The following is a 22,310-nucleotide window of genomic DNA, read 5'->3' as shown; positions in this document are numbered from 1 at the left end:
CGATGCCTCGTAGTCTCAAAAAGGGTCCGTTCGTCGACGACCATCTTCTCAAGAAGGTCGACGTTCAGAACGACAAGAACACCAAGCAGGTCATCAAGACCTGGTCGCGTCGGTCGACCATCCTCCCCGACTTCATCGGGCATACCTTTGCGGTGCATGACGGCCGCAAGCATGTCCCGGTGTTCGTCACCGAGGCGATGGTCGGGCACAAGTTGGGCGAATTCGCCCCGACGCGCACCTTCAAGGGTCACATCAAGGACGACCGGAAGAGCAAGCGGCGATGAGTACCACAGTCACTGAATACCCATCCGCGATGGCGCAGGCACGTTTCGTGCGTGTCTCGGCCAGCAAGGCCCGTCGTGTCATCGACCTGGTCCGCGGCAAGAGCGTCGAGCAAGCCCTCGACATCTTGCGGTGGGCGCCGCAGGGTGCCAGCGAGACGGTCGCCAAGGTGATCGCGAGCGCTGCCGCCAACGCGCAGAACAACGAGGGCTTGGACCCGACGACGCTGGTGGTTGCGACCATCCACGCCGATGAGGGTCCGACCGCCAAGCGCATCCGTCCGCGTGCCCAGGGGCGTGCGTTCCGGATCCGTAAGCGCACCAGCCACATCACCGTGATCGTGGAGAGCCGTCCGCCCAAGCAGAAGGGTGCGTCCGCCGCGTCGGCACGTAGCCGTCGTGCGCAGGGCAGCAAGGCCGCCGCCGTGAAGGGCACGGCCGAGACGAAGGGAGGCTCGGAGTAGTGGGCCAGAAGATCAATCCCCACGGTTTCCGGCTCGGTATCACGACCGAGTGGAAGTCCCGGTGGTACGCCGACAAGCAGTACAAGGACTATGTGAAGGAAGACGTCGCCATCCGGCGTCTGCTGGCCACTGGTCTTGAGCGCGCCGGCATCGCCGACGTGGAGATCGAGCGCACCCGTGACCGGGTCCGCGTCGACATCCACACCGCGCGTCCCGGCATCGTCATCGGTCGCCGCGGCACCGAGGCCGACCGCATCCGTGCCGACCTGGAGAAGCTGACCAAGAAGCAGGTTCAGCTGAACATCCTCGAGGTGAAGAACCCTGAGTCGACGGCTCAGCTCGTCGCCCAGGGTGTCGCCGAGCAGCTGAGCAACCGCGTGGCGTTCCGTCGCGCGATGCGCAAGGCGATCCAGTCGGCGATGCGTCAGCCCAACGTCAAGGGCATCCGGGTGCAGTGCTCGGGCCGCCTCGGCGGTGCTGAGATGAGCCGCTCGGAGTTCTACCGCGAGGGTCGGGTTCCGCTGCACACGCTGCGCGCGGACATCGACTACGGCCTGTACGAGGCCAAGACCACCTTCGGCCGGATCGGCGTGAAGGTGTGGATCTACAAGGGCGACATCGTCGGTGGAAAGCGTGAGCTGACTGCCGCCGCGCCGGCCGCTGACCGGCCGCGTCGTGAGCGTCCGTCGGGCACCCGGCCGCGTCGTAGCGGTTCCTCGGGCACCACGGCGACGAGCACTGAGGCCGGCCGCGCTGCGACCGGAGATGCGCCCGCCGCTACTGAGGCCGCTGCTGTCGAGGCTGCGCCGGCCGCTGAGAGCACGGAGAGCTAAACCATGCTGATTCCCCGTAAGGTCAAGCACCGCAAGCAGCATCACCCGCGCCAGCGTGGCATCGCCAGCGGTGGCACGTCGGTGAGCTTCGGTGATTATGGCATCCAGGCCCTCGGCCACGCCTACATCACCAACCGGCAGATCGAGTCCGCTCGTATCGCCATCAACCGGCACATCAAGCGTGGCGGCAAGGTGTGGATCAACATCTTCCCGGACCGCCCGCTGACCAAGAAGCCCGCCGAGACCCGCATGGGTTCCGGTAAGGGTTCGCCGGAGTGGTGGATCGCCAACGTCAAGCCGGGACGCATTTTGTTCGAGATCAGCTACCCCGACGAGAAGATCGCCAAGGAAGCACTGACTCGCGCAATCCACAAGCTGCCGATCAAGGCACGCATCGTGAGTCGAGAGGAGCAGTTCTGATGGCAGTGGGAACTACGCCTGGTGAGCTGCGTGAACTGTCCGACACCGAGTTGACGGCAAAGCTGCGCGAGTCGAAGGAAGAGCTGTTCAACCTGCGCTTCCAGATGGCGACCGGTCAGCTGGCCAACAACCGTCGGCTGCGCATTGTGCGCCAGGAGATTGCACGGGTTTACACCGTGCTGCGTGAACGTGAGTTGGGTCTGGCTTCCGGACCCGTTGGTGAGGATTCGTAATGGCAGAAACCAAGGGCCCCAAGCACACCCCGGCCACCGAGAAGCCGCGCGGCCGTCGTAAGACCGCCATCGGCTACGTGGTGAGCGACAAGATGCAGAAGACCATCGTGGTCGAGCTGGAATCCCGCAAGAGCCACCCGCTCTACGGCAAGATCATCCGGACCACCACGAAGGTCAAGGCGCACGACGAGAACGGCGACGCCGGCATCGGCGACCGCGTCTCGCTGATGGAGACCCGGCCGACGTCGGCCACCAAGCGGTGGCGGCTGGTCGAGGTTCTCGAGAAGGCGAAGTAGCGAAAGCTCAACTCGCCGCGCGAGCAGACTGAAAAGTGCCCCAAACCTTCGGGTTTGGGGCACTTCTGCGTCTGGTGGGTTCGTCGGGTCGACGGATGAGCTGTGTAGTTCTGAAGCTACCGTTTGCTTTTCGATAATCGCGTCAATCTGCGTATCGAACCACATTGAGTCAGTTCGACCCTTGACGTGATTGCTTTGCCAGAATCACCCAAAAGGGGTGAGCCACCGCTGCTGTCGTGGATGTCGTGCGACCACCAGAGTATTCACCTGAAACGAAAATCTCTTTAACGGCGGAGCGCGCAGCTATGGTCGAGGTGGACTGCTCACCAAGATCCGAACAGGACCGGGAAGGAACTGTTGAAGGCATGGATGCGCAATTGACCCGACGCGGTGTGTTTCGCACTGCGGGTTTGGCGGCCGCAACCGTCGGGGTCGCTACAGCAATGACCGCGTGCTCGAACGACGAAGACTCGAGCCGCAAAGACTTGGCGCCGCCAGACGAGACTGCACCAGCTGCGCCCAACGAACCTGCTCAGGCAGAGAAACTCACCCAACCTGCCTCTGGTGTCGGGATGTTCCCCGGCTATGCGCAGACGATCGCTCAGTTCGCGTATGTCTGGGGCTGGCCCATGGTCAACATGCTCAACCGGCTGACCCAGATCACGCAGGCTCCGCAACCCGGTTTGCTCAACGGCGTCCTGCCGGTTGCCCCGCAGGGCCGGCTCGGCATGCTGTCCAACTACATCGATCCTGCCGAAACATTTGTCACCTGCCCCAACCAGGACGTGGTGTATGGGCTGGCGTATTTCTCGCTCGACGACCAACCGGTGATCGCTCAGGTTCCCGAATTCGGCGACCGGTTCTGGGTGTATGCCCTGTACGACGCCCGCACCGACCAGTTCGGTGAACTTGGTAAGCCATACGCAACCAAGCCGGGCTTCTATTTGTTGGCAGGACCGAACTGGCAGGGCGAGACTCCCGACGGTGTGCAGGCTGTGGTCAGGAGCTCGACGTCGTTGGCCAACGCTGTGCCACGGGTTTTCATGGACGACACCCCCGAGGATCATGCGGCAATCCAGTCGGTCATCAACCAGATCGACTTCTATCCGCTCAGCGATTTCGACGGCAAGATGAAGACCACCGAGTGGGCCAAGGCCCCCGCGATCCCCGGGCCGCCGGCTGAGCCCCGCGGTGGTGAAACGAAATGGGTTGTGCCGGAGAAGTTCTTCGACGAACTGGGGACCGTCTTGGATCAGGTGGCCCCGCTGCCCGGCGAAGAAGCCCTGTACGCGCAAATGCGGGGCTTGCTGGACTCGGCGAACCAGAATCCCGACATCAAGAAAGTTCTCGTCGACACCGCGGTGGCCACCGAACGCGATGTCATCGGGCCGTTCTTCCAATGGGCACATAACGGGCGGCCCGCGGGCAATGGGTGGAACCGCTCCACCAACAACGCCCAGTTCGGCCTCGATTACTTCGACCGAACCGGCACGGCGCGATCGAACATGTTCGACAACCGGCCCACCGAAACGCAGTACTTCTACACCGACAACGACGCCACCGGCGCCCCGATGGTCGGTGACAAGTCGTACAAGGTCACTTTCCCGGCGGGACAGGAACCGCCGGTGAAGGGGTTCTGGTCGCTCACGCTGTACAACGACAAGCACCTGTTCCACCCCAACGACCTCAAGCGGTACTCGCTGGGGACCAAGAACAAGAACCTCAAGCGCAATCCGGACGGGTCGCTGACGCTGTATGCCGGTGCGAAATCGCCTGGGCCGGAGAATGAGTCGAACTGGCTACCCGCTGCTGACGGACCGTTCTCCCTCTACATCCGTGCCTACTGGGGAGAACCTGGAATCACTGAGGAGACCTGGAAGCCGCCGGCCATAGAGGTGGTCTGATCCGGCGGCCCGCCTGCTCGACACCTTCCCGTTCCGGTTCAACATCGTCACCCCGTAGGGGCACAATGTGTGCTGCCCCTGTGCACGCAGGGGCGGCACACCATCGTCGGGGCATGACGGATAGGAATCGCCGTGCAGCCTTCTGGAACTGCGGGGATGTACCCGGTGCCGTGGTTTCTGGCCACCACACCGTCGTTAAATCCGGAGATGCTCCAACGTCAGAGGATCGCCCGTGCGGTCAACGAGCAGTTGGGCAGCAAGCGCGCGCTTCTTGTCGCCGCGCCCTCGGGGTTCGGTAAGACGGTTTCGGTGTCGCAGTGGGCGGCCGAGCGACTCCGTGCGCAACCGGGTTCGGTGGCCTGGCTGACGCTGACCGACCGGGTCAACGATCGAACCGATGTGCTGCGCGGCGTGCTGACCGCACTGCTCAATACCGCACGTGACGCTGGAGACCGATCGCTCGATCAGTCCTTGTCCGCGGTGTTCGACCTGGCGTCATACGATGCGGCCGTCGCTGCCCTGATGGCCGTCGACCCCGGCCGGTCCCTGGTGATCGTGATCGATGACTTCCAGCTGGCCCGTGCGGCGTGGAGCGATAGCGATGTGGCGGAGCTGGTCGAAAACGGGCCGCAGTGGCTGCAGTACGTCCTGATCACGGCCGATCCGGTGAGCCCGTCGTGGGCGCGGCTACGAGCGCACGACAAGATGGTGGTGACCGGCGCGGCCGAACTGAGCTTTACCCGTACCGAGGTGCATTCGCTGCTTGAGTCGCACCGAATGTCACCTGAGACGGCCGAGATCGACCGCGTCATGACCGTGACCGAAGGATGGCCCGTTGCGGTCCGAATGATTCTGGTGAGTGGCGCCGGTGCGCCGGAGTTCAGCGTCGAAGTCGATCTGACCGACTACATCGGCACCGCGGTGCTGGCCCGGATGCGGCCGGATCTGGCCGATTTCGCGCTCAAAGCCACCGTGTGCCCTCGGGTCGACGAACAGCTGGCCCGCATTCTCTCGGGTCGTCCCGACAGCGGCGACCTGCTCGACGACTGCGTCGCCGCCGGATTGTTCATCGAACGAATCGGATCGGGAGAAAGCGCTGTCTTTCAATGGCATTCGATCTTTGTCAAGCATTGCCAAGAGATCCTGAGACGGCGCGAGCCCGAGGAGTGGATCCGGCTCAACCGGCTGGCGGCGGCAGAGTTGGCGCCGCGCTACCCGTTGGAGGCGGTCGAGCACGCCATCCGTGGTAACGACCGCTCCGGGTACGACATCGTCGCTGAGCATTGGCTCGAGCTACTCCTTCAATCACGTTCCGCTGCACTCGATCTGGCTTGTCTTAGGCTGACCGAAGCCTTCGGTGAGAACGCCGAGACCCTGATGATCCGGTCGAGCTGCCGAGCCATAGCCGGCGACGACGTCATGGCGCCTCTGCTGTACGAACGGGGTGCGGTGAACGCAGTCTCGGCGGTGAACCAGGGACGGCTGGACTTCATCGCGGATATGACCACGCTGCTGATCGCCGACGATCGTGAGGAGATGTCCCGTGCAGCGGCACGGACAGAAGCCGCGCTCACCAACCGCGAGGCGGTGGCCCCGCGCGTCTACGCGTGCGCGTTGTTCGTGCTCGGCTGGGCGGACTCCCGGTTGCGACGTGGTCCGGCCCGAGGCTCGGCGCTACTGGAGGCCGCGATCCATGAGTGCACCGCGTTGGGGTTGCCGGAGGTGGCGCACCGGGCACGGCAGAATCTGGCCTTCGCGTTGGCTCACGCCGGTGAATTCGATCGGGCGCAGCAGGCCCTGCAGTTCGCCGTTCGGTCCGAGGAATCCACCCCGGAGCTGTGGCTGTCGCACGACGGTGACGGCATCGACCGGTTCACGGCCGGCTATATCCGCTTCTGGCGTGGCGAAATCGATATGGCCAAGGACGATTTCATCGCTGCGGATGCGGCAGCGGGAATTGGCTATCCGGATACGGCACGAATGTTCCTGGCTTTCAGCGCCTCGACGCTTCGCAACGCTGAGGTGCTGAACATCGCCGAGGCAGCATTGGCCCGGATGCCCGCTGTCGATTCGCACGGCGTGCCGTGGATCAGCTACCAGGCGGCCGCCCGGGCTCGGCTGGCCGAAGCGCGCGGGGACCACCCGCGTGCACTCGAACTTGCGGCGAGCTTCGTCGATTCTCAGCATCTGCCGCTGATGTCGGCAGTACTTTCCGGGATGTGCCGAAGGCTCGGTGCGACGGAACTGGCCGGTCGTCTCGCCAGTCAGGCGATGGAGCCACCGGGGCCGTCGTACATCGCGGCGTATGCGCGGTACACCCTGGCGTTGCTGGCTTGGCAGCGGGGTGAGGCGGAAGAAGCCCACAAGCAGCTGGAGGAAATGCTCGTCGGCGCTCATCCGGAGCGGGTGCGTTACCAGTTCGTCGACAATCCCGACCCGGCCGGCAGGGAGCTACTCGCTGCGCACCTGTCCTACACCGCGTATCCGGACTTCGTCGAGGAAACGCTGCTGGCGAGCGAACACTCTGCTCCTGACACCAAGGCGGCCAGCCTGACCCCGCGCGAGCGGGAGATTCTCACCTTCCTACGTACACCGATGACGATGCAGGACATCGCCGACAAGATGTCGATCTCGGTGAACACCCTCAAGACACACCAGAGGGCGATCTATCGCAAGCTCGGTGCCGGTAACCGCAGGGAAGCCATCAAACTCGCCGGCCGTTAGTGTCGACTCGTGGTTGATGAACAGGTGGCGGTGTACGACGCTGAAGGCAACGTCACCGGAACCGCCGCCCGGTCCCGGGTCTACGCCGAGGGGCTGTGGCACGCCAGCTCCGGCGTGCTGCTGCGCACCACCGACGGCGACCGCATCTACGTGCACCGCCGCACCACAACCAAAGCGGTGTTCGCCGGCATGCACGATTGCTTGGCCGGCGGCGTCGTCGACCCGGGGGAGACGTCGCTGCAGACCGCAACCCGGGAACTGGCCGAGGAACTCGGCGTCACCGATGTGCCGTTGACGCCGTTGGCCGCCGCGGCATGGGACGGACAGTGGGCCGGACGGCCGATGCGGTGTCACCTGTTCGCGTTCGAGGCACGGTGGGATGGACCCATCCGTCACCAACCCGAGGAGGTTGCCGACGGGTGGTGGTGGACCGACGACGAACTCGCGCGGCACCTGGCCGATCCGGACTGGCCCTTCGCACCCGATACCCGGGTGTTGATCCCGCAGCTCCTTACGTCAACACCCTTGAGCTAGTACTGCTGATCCGTCTTACTGGGTGGTACACAGCCATCGAGGAAGAAACCCGTGCAAACTGTTTTCGAACGAACCATTCCCGCTAGCGGCCTCATCGAGCGGTCGTTGGCGACCACCGTCCTGCAGCCGTTCTGGCTCGACGATGTGCCGGCTCAGCCCGGCTATCCGGTGCTCACACGGGCCTCGTCGCAGTACGACCTCGTGGTGGTCGGCGGCGGGTACACCGGCCTCTGGTCGGCCCTGCTGGCCAAGCAGCGTGACCCGGGCCTGCGGGTGGCACTGCTCGAGGGGCAGACGCTCGGATGGGCCGCCTCGGGGCGCAACGGCGGGTTCGTCGAAGCCTCGCTCACCCACGGGGAGGAGAACGGGCGCAGCCGCTGGCCCGATGAGATCGACGTCCTCGACCGGTTGGGGATGGAGAACCTCGACGCGATCGAGAAGACGGTCGGCTCACTGGGTCTTGATTGTGATTTCGAACGGACCGGCTCCATCGCGGTCGCGCTCGAGCCCTATCAGGCCGACGAACTGGCTGCGGCCCCGCAGCGGCCGGGATACCTGTACCTCGACCGGCAGGCCGTGCGGGCGGAGGTCGATTCGCCCACCTATCTGGCCGGCATATGGGCGAAGGACAGTACCGCGCTCGTACATCCCGCCAAGCTCGTCAATGAACTCGCCCGCGCGGCAGTTGAACTCGGCGTGGACATCTACGAACACAGCAAGGTGCTCGGGGTCGCGCCAGACCGCCGCGGCGGGCCGCTGACCGTGCGCACCGAACGCGCGTCACTGCGGGCCGGACGAGTAATACTGGCCACCAACGGTTTTCCGTCGCTGTTGAAGCGCTACCGGTACCACACGGTTCCCGTCTATGACTACGCGTTGATGACCGAACCGCTCGCCGATGCCCAGTTGGCCGACATCGGCTGGGGTAATCGGCAGGGCATCAGTGACATGTCGAATCAGTTCCACTACTACCGGTTGTCCAAGGACAACCGCATCCTGTGGGGTGGGTACGACGCCGTCTACCACTTCGGTGGCCAGATCCGGCCTCAGTACGAAGACCGCGATGTCACCTATCGCCGGCTGGCCAGCCATTTCTTCACGACGTTCCCGCAACTGGAGGAGGTCAGGTTCACCCATCGCTGGGCGGGCATGATCGACACCTCCACGCGATTCTGCGCCTTCTTCGGGTCGGCGTGTGGCGACCGCGTCGGATACGCCGCGGGGTTCACCGGGCTGGGCGTCGCGGCCACCCGTTTCGCCGCGGAGGTCATGCTCGACCGATTCTCGGGCACGCCGACGGCGCGGACCGAACTTGAGATGGTCAAGTCGATGCCGCTGCCGTTCCCGCCGGAGCCGTTGGCCTCGGCCGGAATTCAGGCGACCCGCTGGTCGCTCGACCGGGCCGACCATCACGAGGGACGTCGCAACGTCCTGCTCAAGGCGCTCGACTCAGTCGGACTGGGGTTCGATTCGTGAGCGATCACGAAGCGCTGTCGGTCGATGCCGCGGCCCTGGTGCTCGACCACACCCCACTGCCGGAGGAGTTGGTGCTACAAGGCGCGCCGGCGACCGGACATTGCGACGTGACCTCGTTGTCGGACGTGACCGTGGGCGTCTGGGAACACACCCCCGGCGTCTCGTGTGATGTGGAGTCGGACGAGGTCTTCGTCGTACTCAGCGGTGACGCGACCGTCGCGTTCGACGATGGTTCCCCGGCAATCGAGCTCGCCCCCGGCAGCCTCGTCCGCCTGCGCGCCGGACAACGCACGACCTGGACGGTCCGGGAGATCCTGAGAAAGGTGTACATCGCCTAGGGCTGCACCTAGTGTCGCCATTGTGAGCAACACTGGCGATCCGATGGCGGCGGTACGGGCGTACGTCGATGCGTTCAACGCGGGTGACGTGAAGGCCATGGCCGCGGTTTGTGCCGACCCGATGCAGATTCTGGACGGAATGGCACCGCACGTGTGGCAGGGGCAGACGGCTGCCGAGGACTGGTACGCCGATGCACTGGCCGAGGGAGAACACCTCGGGGTCACCGATTACCGCATCGCACTGGGCGAGCCGAAGCATCTCGATGTCAGCGGCGAGTACGCCTACGTGGTCGTTCCCGCCACGTTCGATTACAACGTCCAGGGCACACCGGTCAATCAAACCGGCGCGGTCTTCACGGTGGCACTTCGCACGGTCGCGGGGGTCTGGCGACTCACGGCCTGGGCGTGGTCGAAGGGTGATATGTGAGGTCGCGCAACTGTCAGCGCTTGACCGGCGCCGGTGAGCCGTCGGCGTAGACGAGTGCGCCGTCGACGTAGGTCCGCTCGGCCCGGGTCAATGTGATCTCCTCGGCCGGCAGGGCGAACGGATCCCGGTCGAGCACAACCAGATCGGCCAGATAGCCGGGTTGGATCACCCCGGTGTCGTCGAGGTGGTTCACGTAGGCCGAGCCCGCGGTGTACGCCGCCAAGGCGGCAGTGAGGTCGATGCGCTGCTCGGGCAGGAAGATTCGGCTGTCGGACGTTCCCGGCGCGCGTCGGTTGACCGCCACGTGGATGCCCTGGATCGGGTCGGGGCTGCTGACCGGCCAGTCGCTGCCGGCCGCCAGCACGGCGCCCGCCCGCAGCAGGTCGCCGAACGGGTACTGCCGGCGGGCACGCTGGTCGCCGAGGAACGGGATGGTGAGCTCATCCATCTGGGGCTCGTAGCAGGCCCACAGCGGCTGCATGTTCGCCGTGGCGCCCAGGGTGCGGAACCGGGGGATATCGTCGGAATCCACCACCTGCAGGTGTGCCAGGTGGTGTCGGGTGTCACGAAAACCGTTGGTACGCCGGGCGGTTTCGATCGCATCGAGGGCCTCTCGGACGGCGCGATCGCCGAGCGCGTGGAAGTGGACCTGAAATCCGAGTGAATCCAGTTCGACGACATACTGCCGCAGCTGCTCTGAGGCGACGAAGCTGGTCCCGGCGTTGGCTGTGCGGCAGCCGCAGCGGTCCAGGTAGGGCGCCAGCATGGCGGCCGTCTGGTTTTCGGCGATCCCGTCGACCATGATCTTCACCGTGTTGGCGCGGAATCGTCCGTGGTGCAAAGCGGATCGGCGCTCTACCATCTCGGGGATCTGCTCGGCGCCCCGGTCGCGCTCCCACCACTGCGCTGCCGCAACCCGAACCGTCAGAGTTCCCTCGGAAATGGCTCTCCGATAAGCGTGTTCGGCATCAGGTATGGCCGCGTACGTCCCCAGGATGGCGTCCTGCCATGCAGTGATGCCCAGGGAATGCAGATGGCTCTGCGCATCCAGCAGTCCCGCGTACAGCTCGTCGGGTGTGGGCCGCGGGACATGCGCTGCCACCAGGTCCATCGCCGACTCCTGCAGCATTCCGGTCGCGATGCCGTCGGCGTCACGTTCGATACGGCCGCCCGGCGGATCCGGTGTGTCGTCCGTGATCCCGGCGATCTCCAGGGCGCGGGTGTTCACCCAGGCCCCGTGATGGTCGCGGTTGGGCAGGTATGCGGGTCGGTCGGCGACCACCGAATCGAGCATCCGGGCCGTCGGGATGCCGCCGTCGAAGGCGTCCAGGGACCAGCCGCCACCGGTGATCCACGGCCGGTCAGGATGCGCGACGGCGTAGCGGCCGATGGCGGCCAGGGTGGTGTCGGCGTGGTGGACATCGAGTAGGTCACACGTCATGCGCTCCACACCGGCTCCCACCGGGTGGACATGGGCGTCCTGGAAGCCGGGGATCAGCAGCTTGCCGCTCAGATCGACGACCTCGGTATCGGGTCCGATCAGGTCGCGCGCCGCGGAACCGATCGCGGTGATCCGGTTGCCGGTCACCGCCACCGCGCCCACGCGTGAGCGGGCAGCGTTCATCGTCAGGACCGGGCCCCCGGTGAATACGATGGTGGCCGGTGCGGTGGGCATTGCGCGGTCTCCTTGCAGTTCTGGATCGCGAGTCGTCGTGCGTCATGACACCGCAGGCCCCCACAATGAGGCAAGGGCGTTGACATAAGTGCCGGAGGCAAGTGCGGATGGGCCGAACACTGAAGTCCGAGTCGCCGCGGCGGCGCCGGCGGCAGACCAAACAGGGCGTGGTCCTGTCCGAGCAGCTCATCGTCGAGGCTGCGCTGCGCGTGCTCCAGTATCACGGTGCCACCGGCCTGACAGTCCGGCGCCTCGGAACGGCTCTCGGCGCCGATCCGACCGCGCTGTACCGCTACTTCCACGGCATCGAGGACGTGGTGCTGGCCATCACCGATGAGCTGCTGCGACGGGTGGTCGAGGGCTGGGAACCGACGGGCCGCTGGCGGGACGACATGCGGGAACTCGGGCTGCGTCTGCACCGCGTCTACGTCGAACACCCGCAGGCAGGGGTGCTGGCTGCGAGCCGGGTGACCGGGAGCAGCCACGAGATCCAGGTCATCGAGACCGTTCTGGGGCTGCTGCGGTCAGCCGGATTTCCCGACCTGGAAGCCGTCGAGGTGTACCACGCCTTCATCGATCAGATGCTGGGGTTCGCAGCGCTCGACGCCGCCTTCGAAGCCCTGCCCGCCGAGCATCAGCAGCGCGACGAAGACAAGTGGCGCGACACCTACGCACAGTTGCCTGCCGAGACGCACCCGAACATTGCGGCCACGAGCCGGCTGCTGGATCAGTCGATGCGGCGCAGTGGGTGTGAACCCGCCTTGGATCTCCTGCTGGATGGCATTGCCGCGCGGCTGAATTCGCGCGGAACCGAATCAGTCGAGCCGTAGCCGGGACCTGGTCGGGCGTCAGCGCACCTTGGTGGCGATGCCGCCGATCAGTTGATCCAGGCCGGAACGGAATTCGGTCAACGGGTCTTCGTCGGCCTGGTCGAATGCCCCGGCATTGACAGCTGCCGCGAGTGCCGGGAACCGGGACGGCTCCACCAGGCGGCGCAGCAGTCCGGGGTACTCACTGTCGCTCACGCCGCGGGCTTCGATGGACAACGCCGCCGAACCCCGCGTGAAAATCAGCACGGCGACAACGGCAGCGACCTTCTCACGCTCGGTCAGCCCGGTGCCGGCGAGGGTGGCCAGGCCGGCGTCGAGCCAGGCGAGCTGACCGGGATCCGCGGGCAGCCCGGCGGATGCGGTCTGCAGGATCCATGGGTGGCGGTGGTAGACACTCCACAGCTCTTGCGCCCAATTGGCCAGTGCGCCCGCCCAATCCGTCCCTTCGGGCGCTGACGGAGCCGGGCCGGGCGCGGCGGCGAGCATGAACGTGACCAGCTCGTCCTTGTTGGTCACGTGCCGGTACAGGGACATGGTGCCGCACCCGAGCCGCTCGGCCAGCCGTGCCATCGACAGGGCGGCGAGCCCGTCGGCGTCGGCGAGTTCGACCGCTTTCTCGACGATCGCCTCCCTGGTCAGTCCACGCGGCCGACGGGGCGTCGGGTCTTGCTGCCAGAGCAGACGCAAGGCGCGGGGGAGGGGGGTGTCGGGGCTGGTCATCAGTGCTCAGAGTAGTCAGTGGCATCCCGATGCGTATGCGATACCCTTATGCGTATGGCATACGCATCCAGATGGTCGACTCGATTCGTCCCAGCGCTCGCGGTGGTCGTCGTGGCGTTTCTGGCCTATTCGCTCCCGCCGTACCTGACCGGCGGCACCCGGGTGCCGTCCACGTTCGGGCTGCATTACCCGCTGCTGGTCGCGCACGTCCTTCTGGCGAGCGCGGCGATGGCGTGTGCCGTCGCGCAGATCTGGCCGGGCCTTCGGCGTCGTCACCCCGTACTGCACCGGCGTACCGGGCGGGTCTACGTCGCGACGGCGATCCCGGCGGCAGTCTGCGCGACGGTGATCGGGGCGGCGACGCCGTTCGGCCCGATCCTGGCGGTCAGCAACGTGACTCTCGGCGCGCTGTGGCTCTGGTTCACCGTCGACGGATTCGTCGCGGCGCGGCAACGCCGGCTCGGCCGGCATCGACGCCAGATGCTGCGCAGTGCGACGCTGGCACTGTCGATCATCACCAACCGGATCTGGGTGCCCGTGCTGTACCTGAGCTTCGAGCCGTTGCGGGACAGTGTCTTTGGCGGCAACGAGGAGGGGTACGTGTGGCTGGTCGCGGGTGTGGGCGGATGGCTGGGCTGGACGATTCCACTTCTGCTTGTGCAGACGTGGCTGCGGCGGCAATCCGCTCAGGCCGCCGCCCGGTCATTGAGTGGCGTCTGAGTTGGCCGTGATCCGATCGATTATCGCCAGCAATCCGTCGTCCGGCTCGGCCTCGGTCACCTGGCCGCCGAGTGCACGGTGCAGCGCGCTGTAGTAAAGACCGTCACCGATCAGCTTCACGGCGCGGGCCACATCGAGGTCGCCGAGCACGTCGTGGAGGAGGTTCAACCAGTCCGCCGAAACCGTCTCGATGACCGAGCGTGCGTGGTTGTCGCCGGCCTGCTGCAACCGGGACACCGCCACCAGGGTGCGATCGAGCGGCGTGCCGGCGTAATGGGATGACCGGATGTAATACCGGGCCGGCCCGTCGGGAGCCGTCCGCATCTCTTCCACGTCGTCGGCCGCCAGCGCCAGCAGTCGATCACACAGCGCGTCGGCGAGTCGGTCCTTCGACGGAAAGTGGTAGAGCAGACCGCCTTTCGACACACCCGCTTTTGCGGCCACCGCGTCGAGGGTGGCGTAACGCTCACCCTCGACGGCAAGCACATCCTCGTAGGCGTCCAGGATGCGGTCCCGCGACGAAGCCATCCCCAGAGCCTACGACAATGTCGTTGGAACTGTACCGTCTGGACGGTATAGTTGGCTTTCGTCACGTCGCCGAATGATCTGGAGAGCTGGTAATGCGCGCGTATCGCGACGTGCTCCGAGCCCCGGGCGTATTGAACGTGACCGCTTCCCAGCTGTTCGCTCGTCTGCCGCTGGGCATGCTCAACCTCGCGATCCTGCTGCACGTGCAGTCCAAGACCGGGTCCTACGCCTTGGCCGGTGCTGCGGTGGCATGTCTCAGCGTCGGAGAAGCGATCGCGATGCCGGTCAGCGCCCGGCTCGCCGGGCGGGCCATGACGACAACACTGGTCGTCGCGGCCCTGGCCAACGGCGCCGCCATGCTGGCTATGGCATTCGCCCCCTCCTCGGCGTTGCTGCTGATATTGGGTGTGGTGATCGGTGCGTCCGTGCCGCCGCTGATGCCCGTGGTCCGGGCGCTCTACCCGCAGCTGGTTCCCCGTGACGGGGTTCGCGCATTGTTCGCGTTCGACACCACTGCGCAGGAACTGATCTGGGTGGTCGGCCCGGTGGCCACGACCTTCCTTGCTTCGGCGTTGTCGACTGCGATCCCGTTGATCGCATCCGCGCTCGTCACCGTCGCCGGGACCGGGTGGTTCCTGCTGAGTGCCAGGCGTCTGCGACCGGCCGCCCCCAAGGGAGCTTCGGCTTTCGGCCGGGTGATGGCCAATCGTGCCGTCATTCTCGCCATGGTCGCCAGCCTCGCGCTGGTCGCAGCCTTCATGGCCCTGGAAGTCGGCATCGTCGCGGCGCTCGGCGGCACCGGCCTCACCGCCGGTCTCGCCATCGCGGTGGCGAGCGTGGGATCCCTCGTCGGTGGACTGGTATTCGGGCACAGACGTTTTGGGCTCGCTGGTCTCGTGGTGGCACTGGCAACCGTGGCCATCGGGACGGGCGTGTTCGGAATCGTCGACAACCTCGCGTGGGAATTCGTTGCCTTGTTCGTCTCGGGGTCGGGCTTCGCGCCGGCAATGTCCGCGTTGTATCTGATGGTGTCCCGGGAAATTGCCGACCACTCCGCAACGGAGGCGTTCGGCTGGCTCAACAGCGCCGCACTGGCGGGTGGGGCGATGGGTACTGCCATCGCCGGTGTGGCGGCCGACGCACACGGAGCAGCGGGTGCGGTCGTGGTCTCGACAGTCCTTGCCGTCCTCGCCGCATGCAGCCCCGTCGTTGCCCGGATGAGTGGTCCGCTAAAAGGTCTCACCGATCACCCGCACAACGGATCCGATACCGGCGTGGCCGTCGAGGCGCCGTCGACCACTTCCGAGCCCGGATTGAAGGCAACGTCAGTTCCCCGGTAAACCCCAGCATGCAGGAGTAATCTCCACCGCGATCAGTCTTACCGGTGCCGAATCGCCAACCGGAGTGAGGTCGCCATGCCTACCGAGTTCAACGGCAAGATCGAATTGGATGTCCGGGATTCCGAACCGGACTGGGGGCCTTACGCGGCACCGACCGCGGTCGAGAATGCCCCGAACGTGCTGTACCTGGTGTGGGATGACACCGGCATCGCCACGTGGGACTGTTTCGGCGGTCTGGTGGACATGCCCGCGATGAGCCGCATCGCCGAACGCGGAGTTCGGTTGTCGCAGTTCCATACCACCGCGCTGTGCTCGCCCACCCGAGCCTCACTTCTCACCGGCCGCAACGCCACCACGGTCGGCATGGCCACCATCGAGGAGTTCACCGACGGATTCCCCAACTGCAACGGGCGAATTCCGTTCGAGACCGCCCTGCTGCCCGAGGTGCTCGCCGAGAACGGGTACAACACCTACTGCGTCGGCAAGTGGCATCTGACGCCGTTGGAGGAGTCGAACCTCGCTGCCACCAAACGGCATTGGCCGTGTTCGCGGGGGTTCGAGCGGTTCTACGGATTCATGGGCGGCGAGACCGATCAGTGGTACCCGGACCTGGTGTACGACAACCATCCGGTCGATCCGCCGGCCACCCCCGAGGAGGGCTACCACCTGTCGCAGGACCTGGCCGACAAGACCATCGAGTTCATCCGGGACGCCAAGGTGATCGCCCCGGACAAACCCTGGTTCACCTATCTGTGCCCAGGGGCCGGCCACGCCCCGCACCACGTGTTCAAAGAGTGGGCCGACCGGTATGCCGGGCGATTCGACATGGGGTATGAGGCCTACCGCGACATCGTGCTGGTGAACCAGAAACGGCTGGGCATCGTGCCGCCGGACACCGAGCTGTCACCGGTCAACCCCTATGCGGATGTCAAGGGACCCAACGGCGAACCGTGGCCCGCGCAGGACACGGTCCGGCCGTGGGACACGTTGAGCGACGATGAGAAGCGGCTGTTCGCCCGGATGGCCGAGGTGTTCGCCGGGTTCCTGTCCTACACCGACGCCCAGATCGGCCGGGTGCTGGACTTCCTCGAGGAGACGGGGCAACTCGACAACACGATCATCGTGGTGATCTCCGACAACGGGGCCAGCGGCGAGGGCGGCCCGAACGGCTCGGTCAACGAGACCAAGTTCTTCAACGGCTACATCGACACCGCCGAGGAGGGGCTCAGGTTCATCGACCGGCTGGGCTCGCCCGAGACCTACAACCACTACCCGATCGGCTGGGCGATGGCGTTCAACACGCCATACAAGCTGTTCAAACGCTACGCCTCGCATGAGGGTGGAATCGCCGACACCGCAATCATCTCCTGGCCCAACGGCATTGGCGCCCACGGGGCAGTACGAGACAACTACATCAACGTCTGTGACATCACCCCGACCGTCTACGACCTGCTTGACATCACGCCGCCGGCGAGTGTGCGCGGGGTGCCGCAGAAGCCGCTTGACGGCATGAGTTTCAAAGTGGCGCTGGACAACCCGGACGCGCCAACGGGTAAGGAGACCCAGTTCTACACCATGCTCGGTACCCGCGGCATCTGGCACCGAGGCTGGTTCGCCAACACCGTGCACGCCGCCACCCCGTCTGGCTGGTCCCACTTCGACGCCGACCGCTGGGAGCTGTTCCACATCGAAGCCGACCGCAGTCAGTGCCACGACCTGGCCGACGAACAGCCGGAAAAACTCGCCGAACTCACTGCGCTCTGGTTCAGCGAGGCCGACAAGTACAACGGGCTGCCCCTGGCCGATCTCAACATCCTCGAGACCATGACCCGATGGCGGCCGTACCTGGCCGGTGAGCGGTCCAGCTACACCTACTATCCCAACACCGCCGAGGTCGGTCTCGGCGCGGCCGCCGAACTACGCGGGCAGTCGTTCATGGTGCTCGCCGACGTCGCCGTGGACGGTGCCGACACGCAAGGCGTGTTGTTCAAGCAGGGCGGCGCGCACGGCGGTCACGTGCTGTTCATCGCCGACGGGAGGCTGCACTACGTCTACAACTTCCTCGGCGAGCAGGAGCAGTCGCTGGTCTCATCCGATCCGATCCCGTTGGGACGGCACATCTTCGGTGTGCAGTACCAGCGGACCGGCACCGTCGAGGGCAGCCACACCCCACTGGGGGACACCACCCTGTACGTCGACGGCGACGCGGTCGCCGAGCTGGCGGGGATGCAGACCCACCCCGGCATGTTCGCGCTCGCCGGGGGTGGCATCTGCATCGGCCGCAACACCGGATCGGCGGTGTCACAGCAATACCGGGCACCGTTCGCCTTCACCGGCGGCACCATCGGGCACGTCACCGTCGACCTGTCCGGGGAGCCGTATCGGGACCTCGAGCGCAGACTCGCGGCCGCGTTCGCCAAGGACTGATCGGTGAACCCGATGGCGATGGGGGTCGGTGCGCTGGCCGTCGCCGCGATGGCGGGCTGCGGCAGTGGTGGCCCCATCGGCCACCCGGCGCCCCCCGCCACCACCGTGGCGGCACCGGTCACGACGGTTCCGGCGGCGACCACCTCTTCGAGCCGGCCCGCACCCGAATTCGCCCTGCCCGCCTATGGCGTCGAACCGACGACCACGCGGGTACTGGCCGCCGGTGAGGTCACCTGCCCACCTCCGGACGGACGGACCGTCACGGTGCACAGTCCGGCGCCGGGCTCACCGACGCTCACCGTCGGGATACCCGAAGGGTTCACCGAGGTGGTGCCGCATACGGAGGCGGTGCGACTGACCGGACCGGCCGGGATGACCGCCGAGATCACGCTCGGCCGGACCACCCGGGACGTCCAGGATGCGTTCGATCGGTACAGCGACGACCGCGTCGCGAAGTTCTCGATCAACAGCGTCAGCGTGTTGCCCGGTGACCTGTGCGGCTACAGCGGGCAGAAGCTGATGGGCATCCTGGCCGACCAGCCGGGCAAGGGCACCCAATATGCCGACCGGATCGTCCACATATGGACCAACAGCGGCGATTTCCTGGCCGCCGTTCGCGTCGAGGCGCCCAACGGAACTCCGGGATTCGACCAGGCCAGTTCGGCGATGCTCGCCGACTTCGGAATCGCCATGCCGGGCTGAGCCGACCCGAGGATCCGCCGCGACTAGCCTCGGTGCCGTGGCCACCGAACTCATCGAGCTTCCCGGCGGGACCTTCCGGATGGGATCGACGGCCTTCTACCCCGAAGAGGCCCCGGTACACACCGTGACCGTCGGCGCGTTCGCCATCGAGCAGCATCCGGTCACCACCGCCCAGTTCGGCGCATTCGTCGAGGCCACCGGGTACGTCACGATCGCCGAGCGGCCGATGGACCCCGCGCTGTATCCCGGCGTCGACGAAGCTGACCTGGTGCCCGGCGCCCTGGTGTTCGCCGCCACCGACGGCCCCGTCGACCTGCGGGACTGGCGTCAGTGGTGGGACTGGGCACCCGGCGCCAACTGGCGTCGCCCGTTCGGACCCGACCGCGACCCCGCCGCACCCGACCATCCAGTCGTGCAGGTCGCCTACCCGGACGCGGCGGCCTACGCGGCCTGGGCCGGACGGCGGCTGCCCACCGAAGCCGAGTGGGAGTACGCCGGGCGCGGGGGAGTCGACGGCGCCTATGCCTGGGGCGACGAGGTCACCCCGGGCGGAGCGCTCATGGCCAACACCTGGCAGGGCCGGTTCCCGTACCGCAACGACGGTGCACTCGGCTGGCGCGGTACCTCGCCGGTCGGAAGCTTCCCGGCCAACGCGTTCGGCCTGGCCGACATGATCGGCAACGTGTGGGAGTGGACCACCACGCGGTTCTCCGGGCAGCACCGGTCGGGCGCCGACGCGCCGGCGTGCTGCCCGCCGCCCGCCGACCCCGATCCGATGGTGAACCAGGTGCTCAAGGGCGGTTCGCACCTGTGCGCGCCGGAGTACTGTCACCGCTACCGCCCGGCCGCGAGGTCACCGCAGTCGCAGGACAGCTCGACCACGCACATCGGGTTTCGCTGCGTGCTCGACCTCAGGTGAATGTCGGTGCAGCCGTAGGTGACCGGCGATCACCACAACGCAGGTGAGCACGGCCGCCAGGCCAAGGGGAACCGCGATGTGCAGCCGCAACAGCACTGCGCCCGCCACCGCGCCGAGGAAGATGACCAGGATGGCGGCGAGGCGGCGGTTGGCGACGCCGGCGAGCCGGCCACCCTGCCCACCGCCCGGCCAGGTCTCCCCGGCCAGGCTGGCCAGCGTTGAGGTCACCACCACGGTGGTCATGTCCTTGATGGCCAGGGCACGGGCCACCATTGCCTGCTGTCCCATCACCGCGGCGATCGCCGTCGCGATGGCCACCTGACCGGTGATACCGGGATTGTCGCCGGTGATGACGACGGTTCCGGTCAGCACCAGCAGGATCAGCGCTCCGGTACCGAGCAGGGCGGTGATCCGGGTATCCCAACCCGCCGATGGCCGGCCCCGCAATGCCAGACCCGCGGCGAAGGCGCCCGCGGTGAAACCGGCCAGCGCGATCGCCGGGCCGAGTACCGGCAGGTCGTCGGCGCCGGCCACACCCATGCCGAGGATCACGATGTTGCCGGTCATGTTGCCGGTGAATACCCGGTCCAGTCCGAGGTAACCAACCGCGTCGACGATGCCGGTGACGAAGGTCAGCGTGATGGTCGCGAGGAGCCCGAGTCGGGCCCGGTCCAGTTGCCGCATAGCTCAGAAGATGACGACCGCGACCGCGGTGGCCAGGATCAAACCGGCCATCACGGGTAGGAAGCACTTGCGGGCCAGACGCAACACCGGCACCCGGGCGAACCCCGCCACCGCGACCAGTGACGACCAGGCGACCAGCGTTCCACCGCCGGACCAGATGTTGCCCATCTGTCCGATGGCAGCCAGCGTCGAGGGATCCATGTCGACCACCGGCGCCAGCGCGCCCGATAGCGATCCGGTCAGCGGCAACCCGCTGAAGCCCGAACCTTCCAGACCCGCGATGAGGCCGACGAGCAGAACCGAGAATGCGGTAATCACCGGGTTCGGGGACAGATGCGACTGGGCGGCGGTAATCAGGTCGAACAGAAAAGCCGGTCCCTGGGTGTCGGCGGGCAGCCCCAGGATCGCGGCCGAGAAGTCACCGTTGCCGATGAAGAAGAACCCGGCGATCGGCAAGACGATCCCCATCGCCTTGAAAGCGAACACCAGTCCGTCGACGACATGCTCCGAAGAGGTTTCCAGGAAGTTGCGCTTGTCATTGGTGGCCGCTGCGGCGAACAGCAGGAGCGCAGCCAGACCGCCGACGATTGCCGCGGCATCCCCTCCCTTGAGCGGGGGCACGATGTCAGTGAATTTGCCCAGCATCAGGTACACGATGAAGCCCAGATAGACCAGCGGTACCAACAACGCGAAAAGCTTGGCCGAGAACAGCTTCCGTTCCGGCGCGGATTCATCGACCGGTTCCGGCAGCACCGCGGTGGTGGTTGCCACGACGGTCGCGGTGGCGGAGCCGCCGCCGTCGGCCGGGGGTACGGGAAGGGGCTTGGGTGTCACGCCACCGGGGGCGGTCCCACCCGAACTCGAATCGGAGCTTGGCTTGGACCCCGAGCGAGACTCCGAGTCGGTGAGACGGCGGTCGGCCTCGTTCTCCCACTCCTGCAACAGTTCCGGGGACGGAGTCCGCCACGTGTGTCGCTGCGTGAAGTAGGCGATGGCCAGGGCTGTGAGCCCGACGATCAGCGAGAGCACCATCGCCTTGTCGGCGACCGCATCGGCATCCACTCCGGCGGCTTTCGCCGAGATGCCCGGGGCGACTTTGATGATGTAGTCAGAGGACAGGGCCATGCCCTGTCCACAGATCGCCACCACCATGCCGACCGACAGCGGAGCCAGGCCGGCCCGAATAGCGACCGGGATGAGCACCGCGCCCACCAGTGGGACTGCCGGGGTCGGCCAGAAGAACAGTGAGATCACGTAGGTGACGATCGCGAGCACGATGAAGCTGCTGCTGCCGGAGCGCATCACCCGGCGGAACGGGGCGACCATCATCCGATCGGCGCCCATCTGGCGTAGCGCGCCCAGCATGGCCGTCACGATCGCGATGATCAGGAAGATGTTGAACAGTTCCTTGGCTGCGGTGAGGCTGGCGTTGAAGATCGACGACAGCCCGGTGATGAGGCTGCCGGAGAATGCCCAGGCGGTCAGCAGCGTTGCGGTGACCGCAGGGACGACGATGTTCTTGCGGATCGCCATCGTGACCAAGATGACGACGATCCCGGCCAGATAGATCCAGTGCGCCGCGGTCAGTGGGGTGTCCAAAGTGGGACCTCTCGTTGAACTGCTGGGGGCTGTGCAGTCTGATGCTGGAATGTTCGGCGCGGTCGCGACCGGGGTCAACAACAACAGTGCACAGCAGCGACGGCCTCTCCATGTGCAATATGCTCGAGATTTGTCGCCGGCATGGCCCACGGTTTCCGCGACGTAACATTTTGCTGTGAGGCCGAACTCATTGTGCCGGTGAGCAGTGGCTTTGTGCACCTTGCCCATTCGTCGCG

23 protein-coding genes are annotated in these 22,310 nt (G+C 66.2%); 18 read left to right on the top strand and 5 right to left on the bottom strand.

Annotated elements, in window-relative coordinates; all coding sequences use genetic code 11:
* The first annotated feature begins 2 nt into the window (after positions 1-2).
* From rpsS to AB0I14_RS12700, 12 genes are all read left to right on the top strand, one after another.
* Entirely contained in the window at positions 3-284 is a 282-nt protein-coding gene (gene rpsS, locus AB0I14_RS12755; protein ID WP_044516135.1) for a 30S ribosomal protein S19, read from the top strand.
* Positions 281-745, top strand: coding sequence for a 50S ribosomal protein L22 (gene rplV, locus AB0I14_RS12750; RefSeq protein WP_358021109.1), 465 nt, complete (start codon positions 281-283; stop codon positions 743-745). Before rpsS ends, rplV begins: the two co-directional genes overlap by 4 nt.
* Positions 745-1,578, top strand: a complete 834-nt coding sequence (rpsC, locus tag AB0I14_RS12745; RefSeq protein ID WP_358021106.1) for a 30S ribosomal protein S3 — start codon at positions 745-747, stop codon at positions 1,576-1,578. The genes rplV and rpsC overlap by 1 nt, the downstream gene beginning before the upstream one ends.
* 3 nt (positions 1,579-1,581) lie before the next feature.
* On the top strand, positions 1,582-1,998 hold the full coding sequence (gene rplP, locus AB0I14_RS12740) for a 50S ribosomal protein L16 (RefSeq protein WP_036441254.1): 417 nt from the start codon (positions 1,582-1,584) through the stop codon (positions 1,996-1,998).
* Entirely contained in the window at positions 1,998-2,231 is a 234-nt protein-coding gene (rpmC, locus tag AB0I14_RS12735; RefSeq protein WP_166902633.1) for a 50S ribosomal protein L29, read from the top strand. The genes rplP and rpmC overlap by 1 nt, the downstream gene beginning before the upstream one ends.
* Positions 2,231-2,527: a 30S ribosomal protein S17 gene (rpsQ, locus tag AB0I14_RS12730; RefSeq protein ID WP_209919098.1), complete on the top strand. Its 297-nt coding sequence runs from the start codon at positions 2,231-2,233 to the stop codon at positions 2,525-2,527. The genes rpmC and rpsQ overlap by 1 nt, the downstream gene beginning before the upstream one ends.
* 572 nt (positions 2,528-3,099) lie before the next feature.
* Positions 3,100-4,431: a DUF1254 domain-containing protein gene (locus tag AB0I14_RS12725; protein ID WP_358021101.1), complete on the top strand. Its 1,332-nt coding sequence runs from the start codon at positions 3,100-3,102 to the stop codon at positions 4,429-4,431.
* 132 nt (positions 4,432-4,563) lie between these two features.
* Positions 4,564-7,155, top strand: a complete 2,592-nt coding sequence (locus AB0I14_RS12720) for a LuxR C-terminal-related transcriptional regulator (protein WP_358021098.1) — start codon at positions 4,564-4,566, stop codon at positions 7,153-7,155.
* 9 nt (positions 7,156-7,164) lie between these two features.
* Positions 7,165-7,689, top strand: a complete 525-nt coding sequence (locus AB0I14_RS12715; RefSeq protein WP_358021096.1) for an NUDIX domain-containing protein — start codon at positions 7,165-7,167, stop codon at positions 7,687-7,689.
* Positions 7,690-7,740: 51 nt separating this feature from the next.
* Positions 7,741-9,165 carry an FAD-dependent oxidoreductase gene (locus AB0I14_RS12710; RefSeq protein ID WP_358021093.1) on the top strand — a complete coding sequence of 475 codons (1,425 nt, stop codon included), beginning with the start codon at positions 7,741-7,743 and terminating at the stop codon, positions 9,163-9,165.
* Positions 9,162-9,503: a cupin domain-containing protein gene (locus AB0I14_RS12705; RefSeq protein WP_358021090.1), complete on the top strand. Its 342-nt coding sequence runs from the start codon at positions 9,162-9,164 to the stop codon at positions 9,501-9,503. Before AB0I14_RS12710 ends, AB0I14_RS12705 begins: the two co-directional genes overlap by 4 nt.
* 22 nt (positions 9,504-9,525) lie before the next feature.
* Positions 9,526-9,930, top strand: a complete 405-nt coding sequence (locus AB0I14_RS12700; RefSeq protein ID WP_358021088.1) for a nuclear transport factor 2 family protein — start codon at positions 9,526-9,528, stop codon at positions 9,928-9,930.
* A 13-nt stretch (positions 9,931-9,943) separates the two neighbouring features.
* On the opposite strand, the gene AB0I14_RS12695 is transcribed toward AB0I14_RS12700, so the two are convergent.
* Complete coding sequence (locus AB0I14_RS12695) at positions 9,944-11,605, bottom strand: amidohydrolase (protein WP_358021085.1); 1,662 nt, start codon at positions 11,603-11,605, stop codon at positions 9,944-9,946.
* A 107-nt stretch (positions 11,606-11,712) separates the two neighbouring features.
* Here AB0I14_RS12695 and AB0I14_RS12690 point away from each other — a divergent pair, with 107 nt between their 5' ends.
* Entirely contained in the window at positions 11,713-12,435 is a 723-nt protein-coding gene (locus tag AB0I14_RS12690) for a TetR/AcrR family transcriptional regulator (protein WP_358021082.1), read from the top strand.
* An 18-nt stretch (positions 12,436-12,453) separates the two neighbouring features.
* Here the strand turns inward: AB0I14_RS12690 and AB0I14_RS12685 are convergent, their stop codons facing one another.
* Entirely contained in the window at positions 12,454-13,155 is a 702-nt protein-coding gene (locus AB0I14_RS12685; protein WP_358021079.1) for a TetR/AcrR family transcriptional regulator, read from the bottom strand.
* Positions 13,156-13,209: 54 nt separating this feature from the next.
* Between AB0I14_RS12685 and AB0I14_RS12680 the strand changes: the two genes are divergently transcribed.
* The gene (locus tag AB0I14_RS12680) at positions 13,210-13,875 is read left to right on the top strand and encodes a DUF2306 domain-containing protein (protein WP_358021076.1); all 666 of its coding nucleotides are present in this window, start codon (positions 13,210-13,212) and stop codon (positions 13,873-13,875) included.
* Here AB0I14_RS12680 and AB0I14_RS12675 read toward each other — a convergent pair.
* Positions 13,858-14,403 carry a TetR/AcrR family transcriptional regulator gene (locus AB0I14_RS12675; RefSeq protein ID WP_358021073.1) on the bottom strand — a complete coding sequence of 182 codons (546 nt, stop codon included), beginning with the start codon at positions 14,401-14,403 and terminating at the stop codon, positions 13,858-13,860. The two genes, AB0I14_RS12680 and AB0I14_RS12675, sit on opposite strands and share 18 nt — an antisense overlap.
* 137 nt (positions 14,404-14,540) lie before the next feature.
* Here AB0I14_RS12675 and AB0I14_RS12670 point away from each other — a divergent pair, with 137 nt between their 5' ends.
* From AB0I14_RS12670 to AB0I14_RS12655, 4 genes are all read left to right on the top strand, one after another.
* Positions 14,541-15,743 carry an MFS transporter gene (locus AB0I14_RS12670; protein WP_358021070.1) on the top strand — a complete coding sequence of 401 codons (1,203 nt, stop codon included), beginning with the start codon at positions 14,541-14,543 and terminating at the stop codon, positions 15,741-15,743.
* A gap of 75 nt (positions 15,744-15,818) precedes the next feature.
* A complete protein-coding gene (locus tag AB0I14_RS12665) occupies positions 15,819-18,170 on the top strand; it encodes an arylsulfatase (RefSeq protein WP_358021067.1) in 2,352 nt (783 codons plus the stop codon).
* 3 nt (positions 18,171-18,173) lie between these two features.
* The gene (locus tag AB0I14_RS12660; RefSeq protein WP_358021064.1) at positions 18,174-18,872 is read left to right on the top strand and encodes a hypothetical protein; all 699 of its coding nucleotides are present in this window, start codon (positions 18,174-18,176) and stop codon (positions 18,870-18,872) included.
* 37 nt (positions 18,873-18,909) lie between these two features.
* Positions 18,910-19,791: a formylglycine-generating enzyme family protein gene (locus tag AB0I14_RS12655; RefSeq protein WP_358021061.1), complete on the top strand. Its 882-nt coding sequence runs from the start codon at positions 18,910-18,912 to the stop codon at positions 19,789-19,791.
* Here AB0I14_RS12655 and AB0I14_RS12650 read toward each other — a convergent pair.
* Together AB0I14_RS12650 and AB0I14_RS12645 are read right to left on the bottom strand one after the other, a co-directional pair.
* Positions 19,726-20,475: a YoaK family protein gene (locus AB0I14_RS12650; RefSeq protein WP_358021058.1), complete on the bottom strand. Its 750-nt coding sequence runs from the start codon at positions 20,473-20,475 to the stop codon at positions 19,726-19,728. The two genes, AB0I14_RS12655 and AB0I14_RS12650, sit on opposite strands and share 66 nt — an antisense overlap.
* A gap of 3 nt (positions 20,476-20,478) precedes the next feature.
* A complete protein-coding gene (locus AB0I14_RS12645) occupies positions 20,479-22,074 on the bottom strand; it encodes a hypothetical protein (protein WP_358021055.1) in 1,596 nt (531 codons plus the stop codon).
* Between the last annotated feature and the right edge of the window lie 236 nt (positions 22,075-22,310).

It is taken from the genome of Mycobacterium sp. NPDC050441 (assembly GCF_040655355.1).
Lineage (GTDB): Bacteria > Actinomycetota > Actinomycetes > Mycobacteriales > Mycobacteriaceae > Mycobacterium.
This window is presented reverse-complemented; position numbering and strand designations above follow the sequence as displayed.

What these genes read in the sequence shown, in the direction of transcription:
- rpsS (WP_044516135.1), top strand. Translation starts at nt 3, where the DNA reads ATGCCTCGTAGTCTCAAAAAGGGTCCGTTCGTCGACGACCATCTTCTC.
- AB0I14_RS12695 (WP_358021085.1), bottom strand. Translation starts at nt 11,605, where the DNA reads ATGCCCACCGCACCGGCCACCATCGTATTCACCGGGGGCCCGGTCCTG.
- rpmC (WP_166902633.1), top strand. Translation starts at nt 1,998, where the DNA reads ATGGCAGTGGGAACTACGCCTGGTGAGCTGCGTGAACTGTCCGACACC.
- AB0I14_RS12650 (WP_358021058.1), bottom strand. Translation starts at nt 20,475, where the DNA reads ATGCGGCAACTGGACCGGGCCCGACTCGGGCTCCTCGCGACCATCACG.
- AB0I14_RS12685 (WP_358021079.1), bottom strand. Translation starts at nt 13,155, where the DNA reads ATGACCAGCCCCGACACCCCCCTCCCCCGCGCCTTGCGTCTGCTCTGG.
- AB0I14_RS12680 (WP_358021076.1), top strand. Translation starts at nt 13,210, where the DNA reads ATGGCATACGCATCCAGATGGTCGACTCGATTCGTCCCAGCGCTCGCG.
- AB0I14_RS12665 (WP_358021067.1), top strand. Translation starts at nt 15,819, where the DNA reads ATGCCTACCGAGTTCAACGGCAAGATCGAATTGGATGTCCGGGATTCC.
- rplP (WP_036441254.1), top strand. Translation starts at nt 1,582, where the DNA reads ATGCTGATTCCCCGTAAGGTCAAGCACCGCAAGCAGCATCACCCGCGC.
- rplV (WP_358021109.1), top strand. Translation starts at nt 281, where the DNA reads ATGAGTACCACAGTCACTGAATACCCATCCGCGATGGCGCAGGCACGT.
- AB0I14_RS12725 (WP_358021101.1), top strand. Translation starts at nt 3,100, where the DNA reads ATGTTCCCCGGCTATGCGCAGACGATCGCTCAGTTCGCGTATGTCTGG.
- AB0I14_RS12675 (WP_358021073.1), bottom strand. Translation starts at nt 14,403, where the DNA reads ATGGCTTCGTCGCGGGACCGCATCCTGGACGCCTACGAGGATGTGCTT.
- AB0I14_RS12690 (WP_358021082.1), top strand. Translation starts at nt 11,713, where the DNA reads ATGGGCCGAACACTGAAGTCCGAGTCGCCGCGGCGGCGCCGGCGGCAG.
- rpsQ (WP_209919098.1), top strand. Translation starts at nt 2,231, where the DNA reads ATGGCAGAAACCAAGGGCCCCAAGCACACCCCGGCCACCGAGAAGCCG.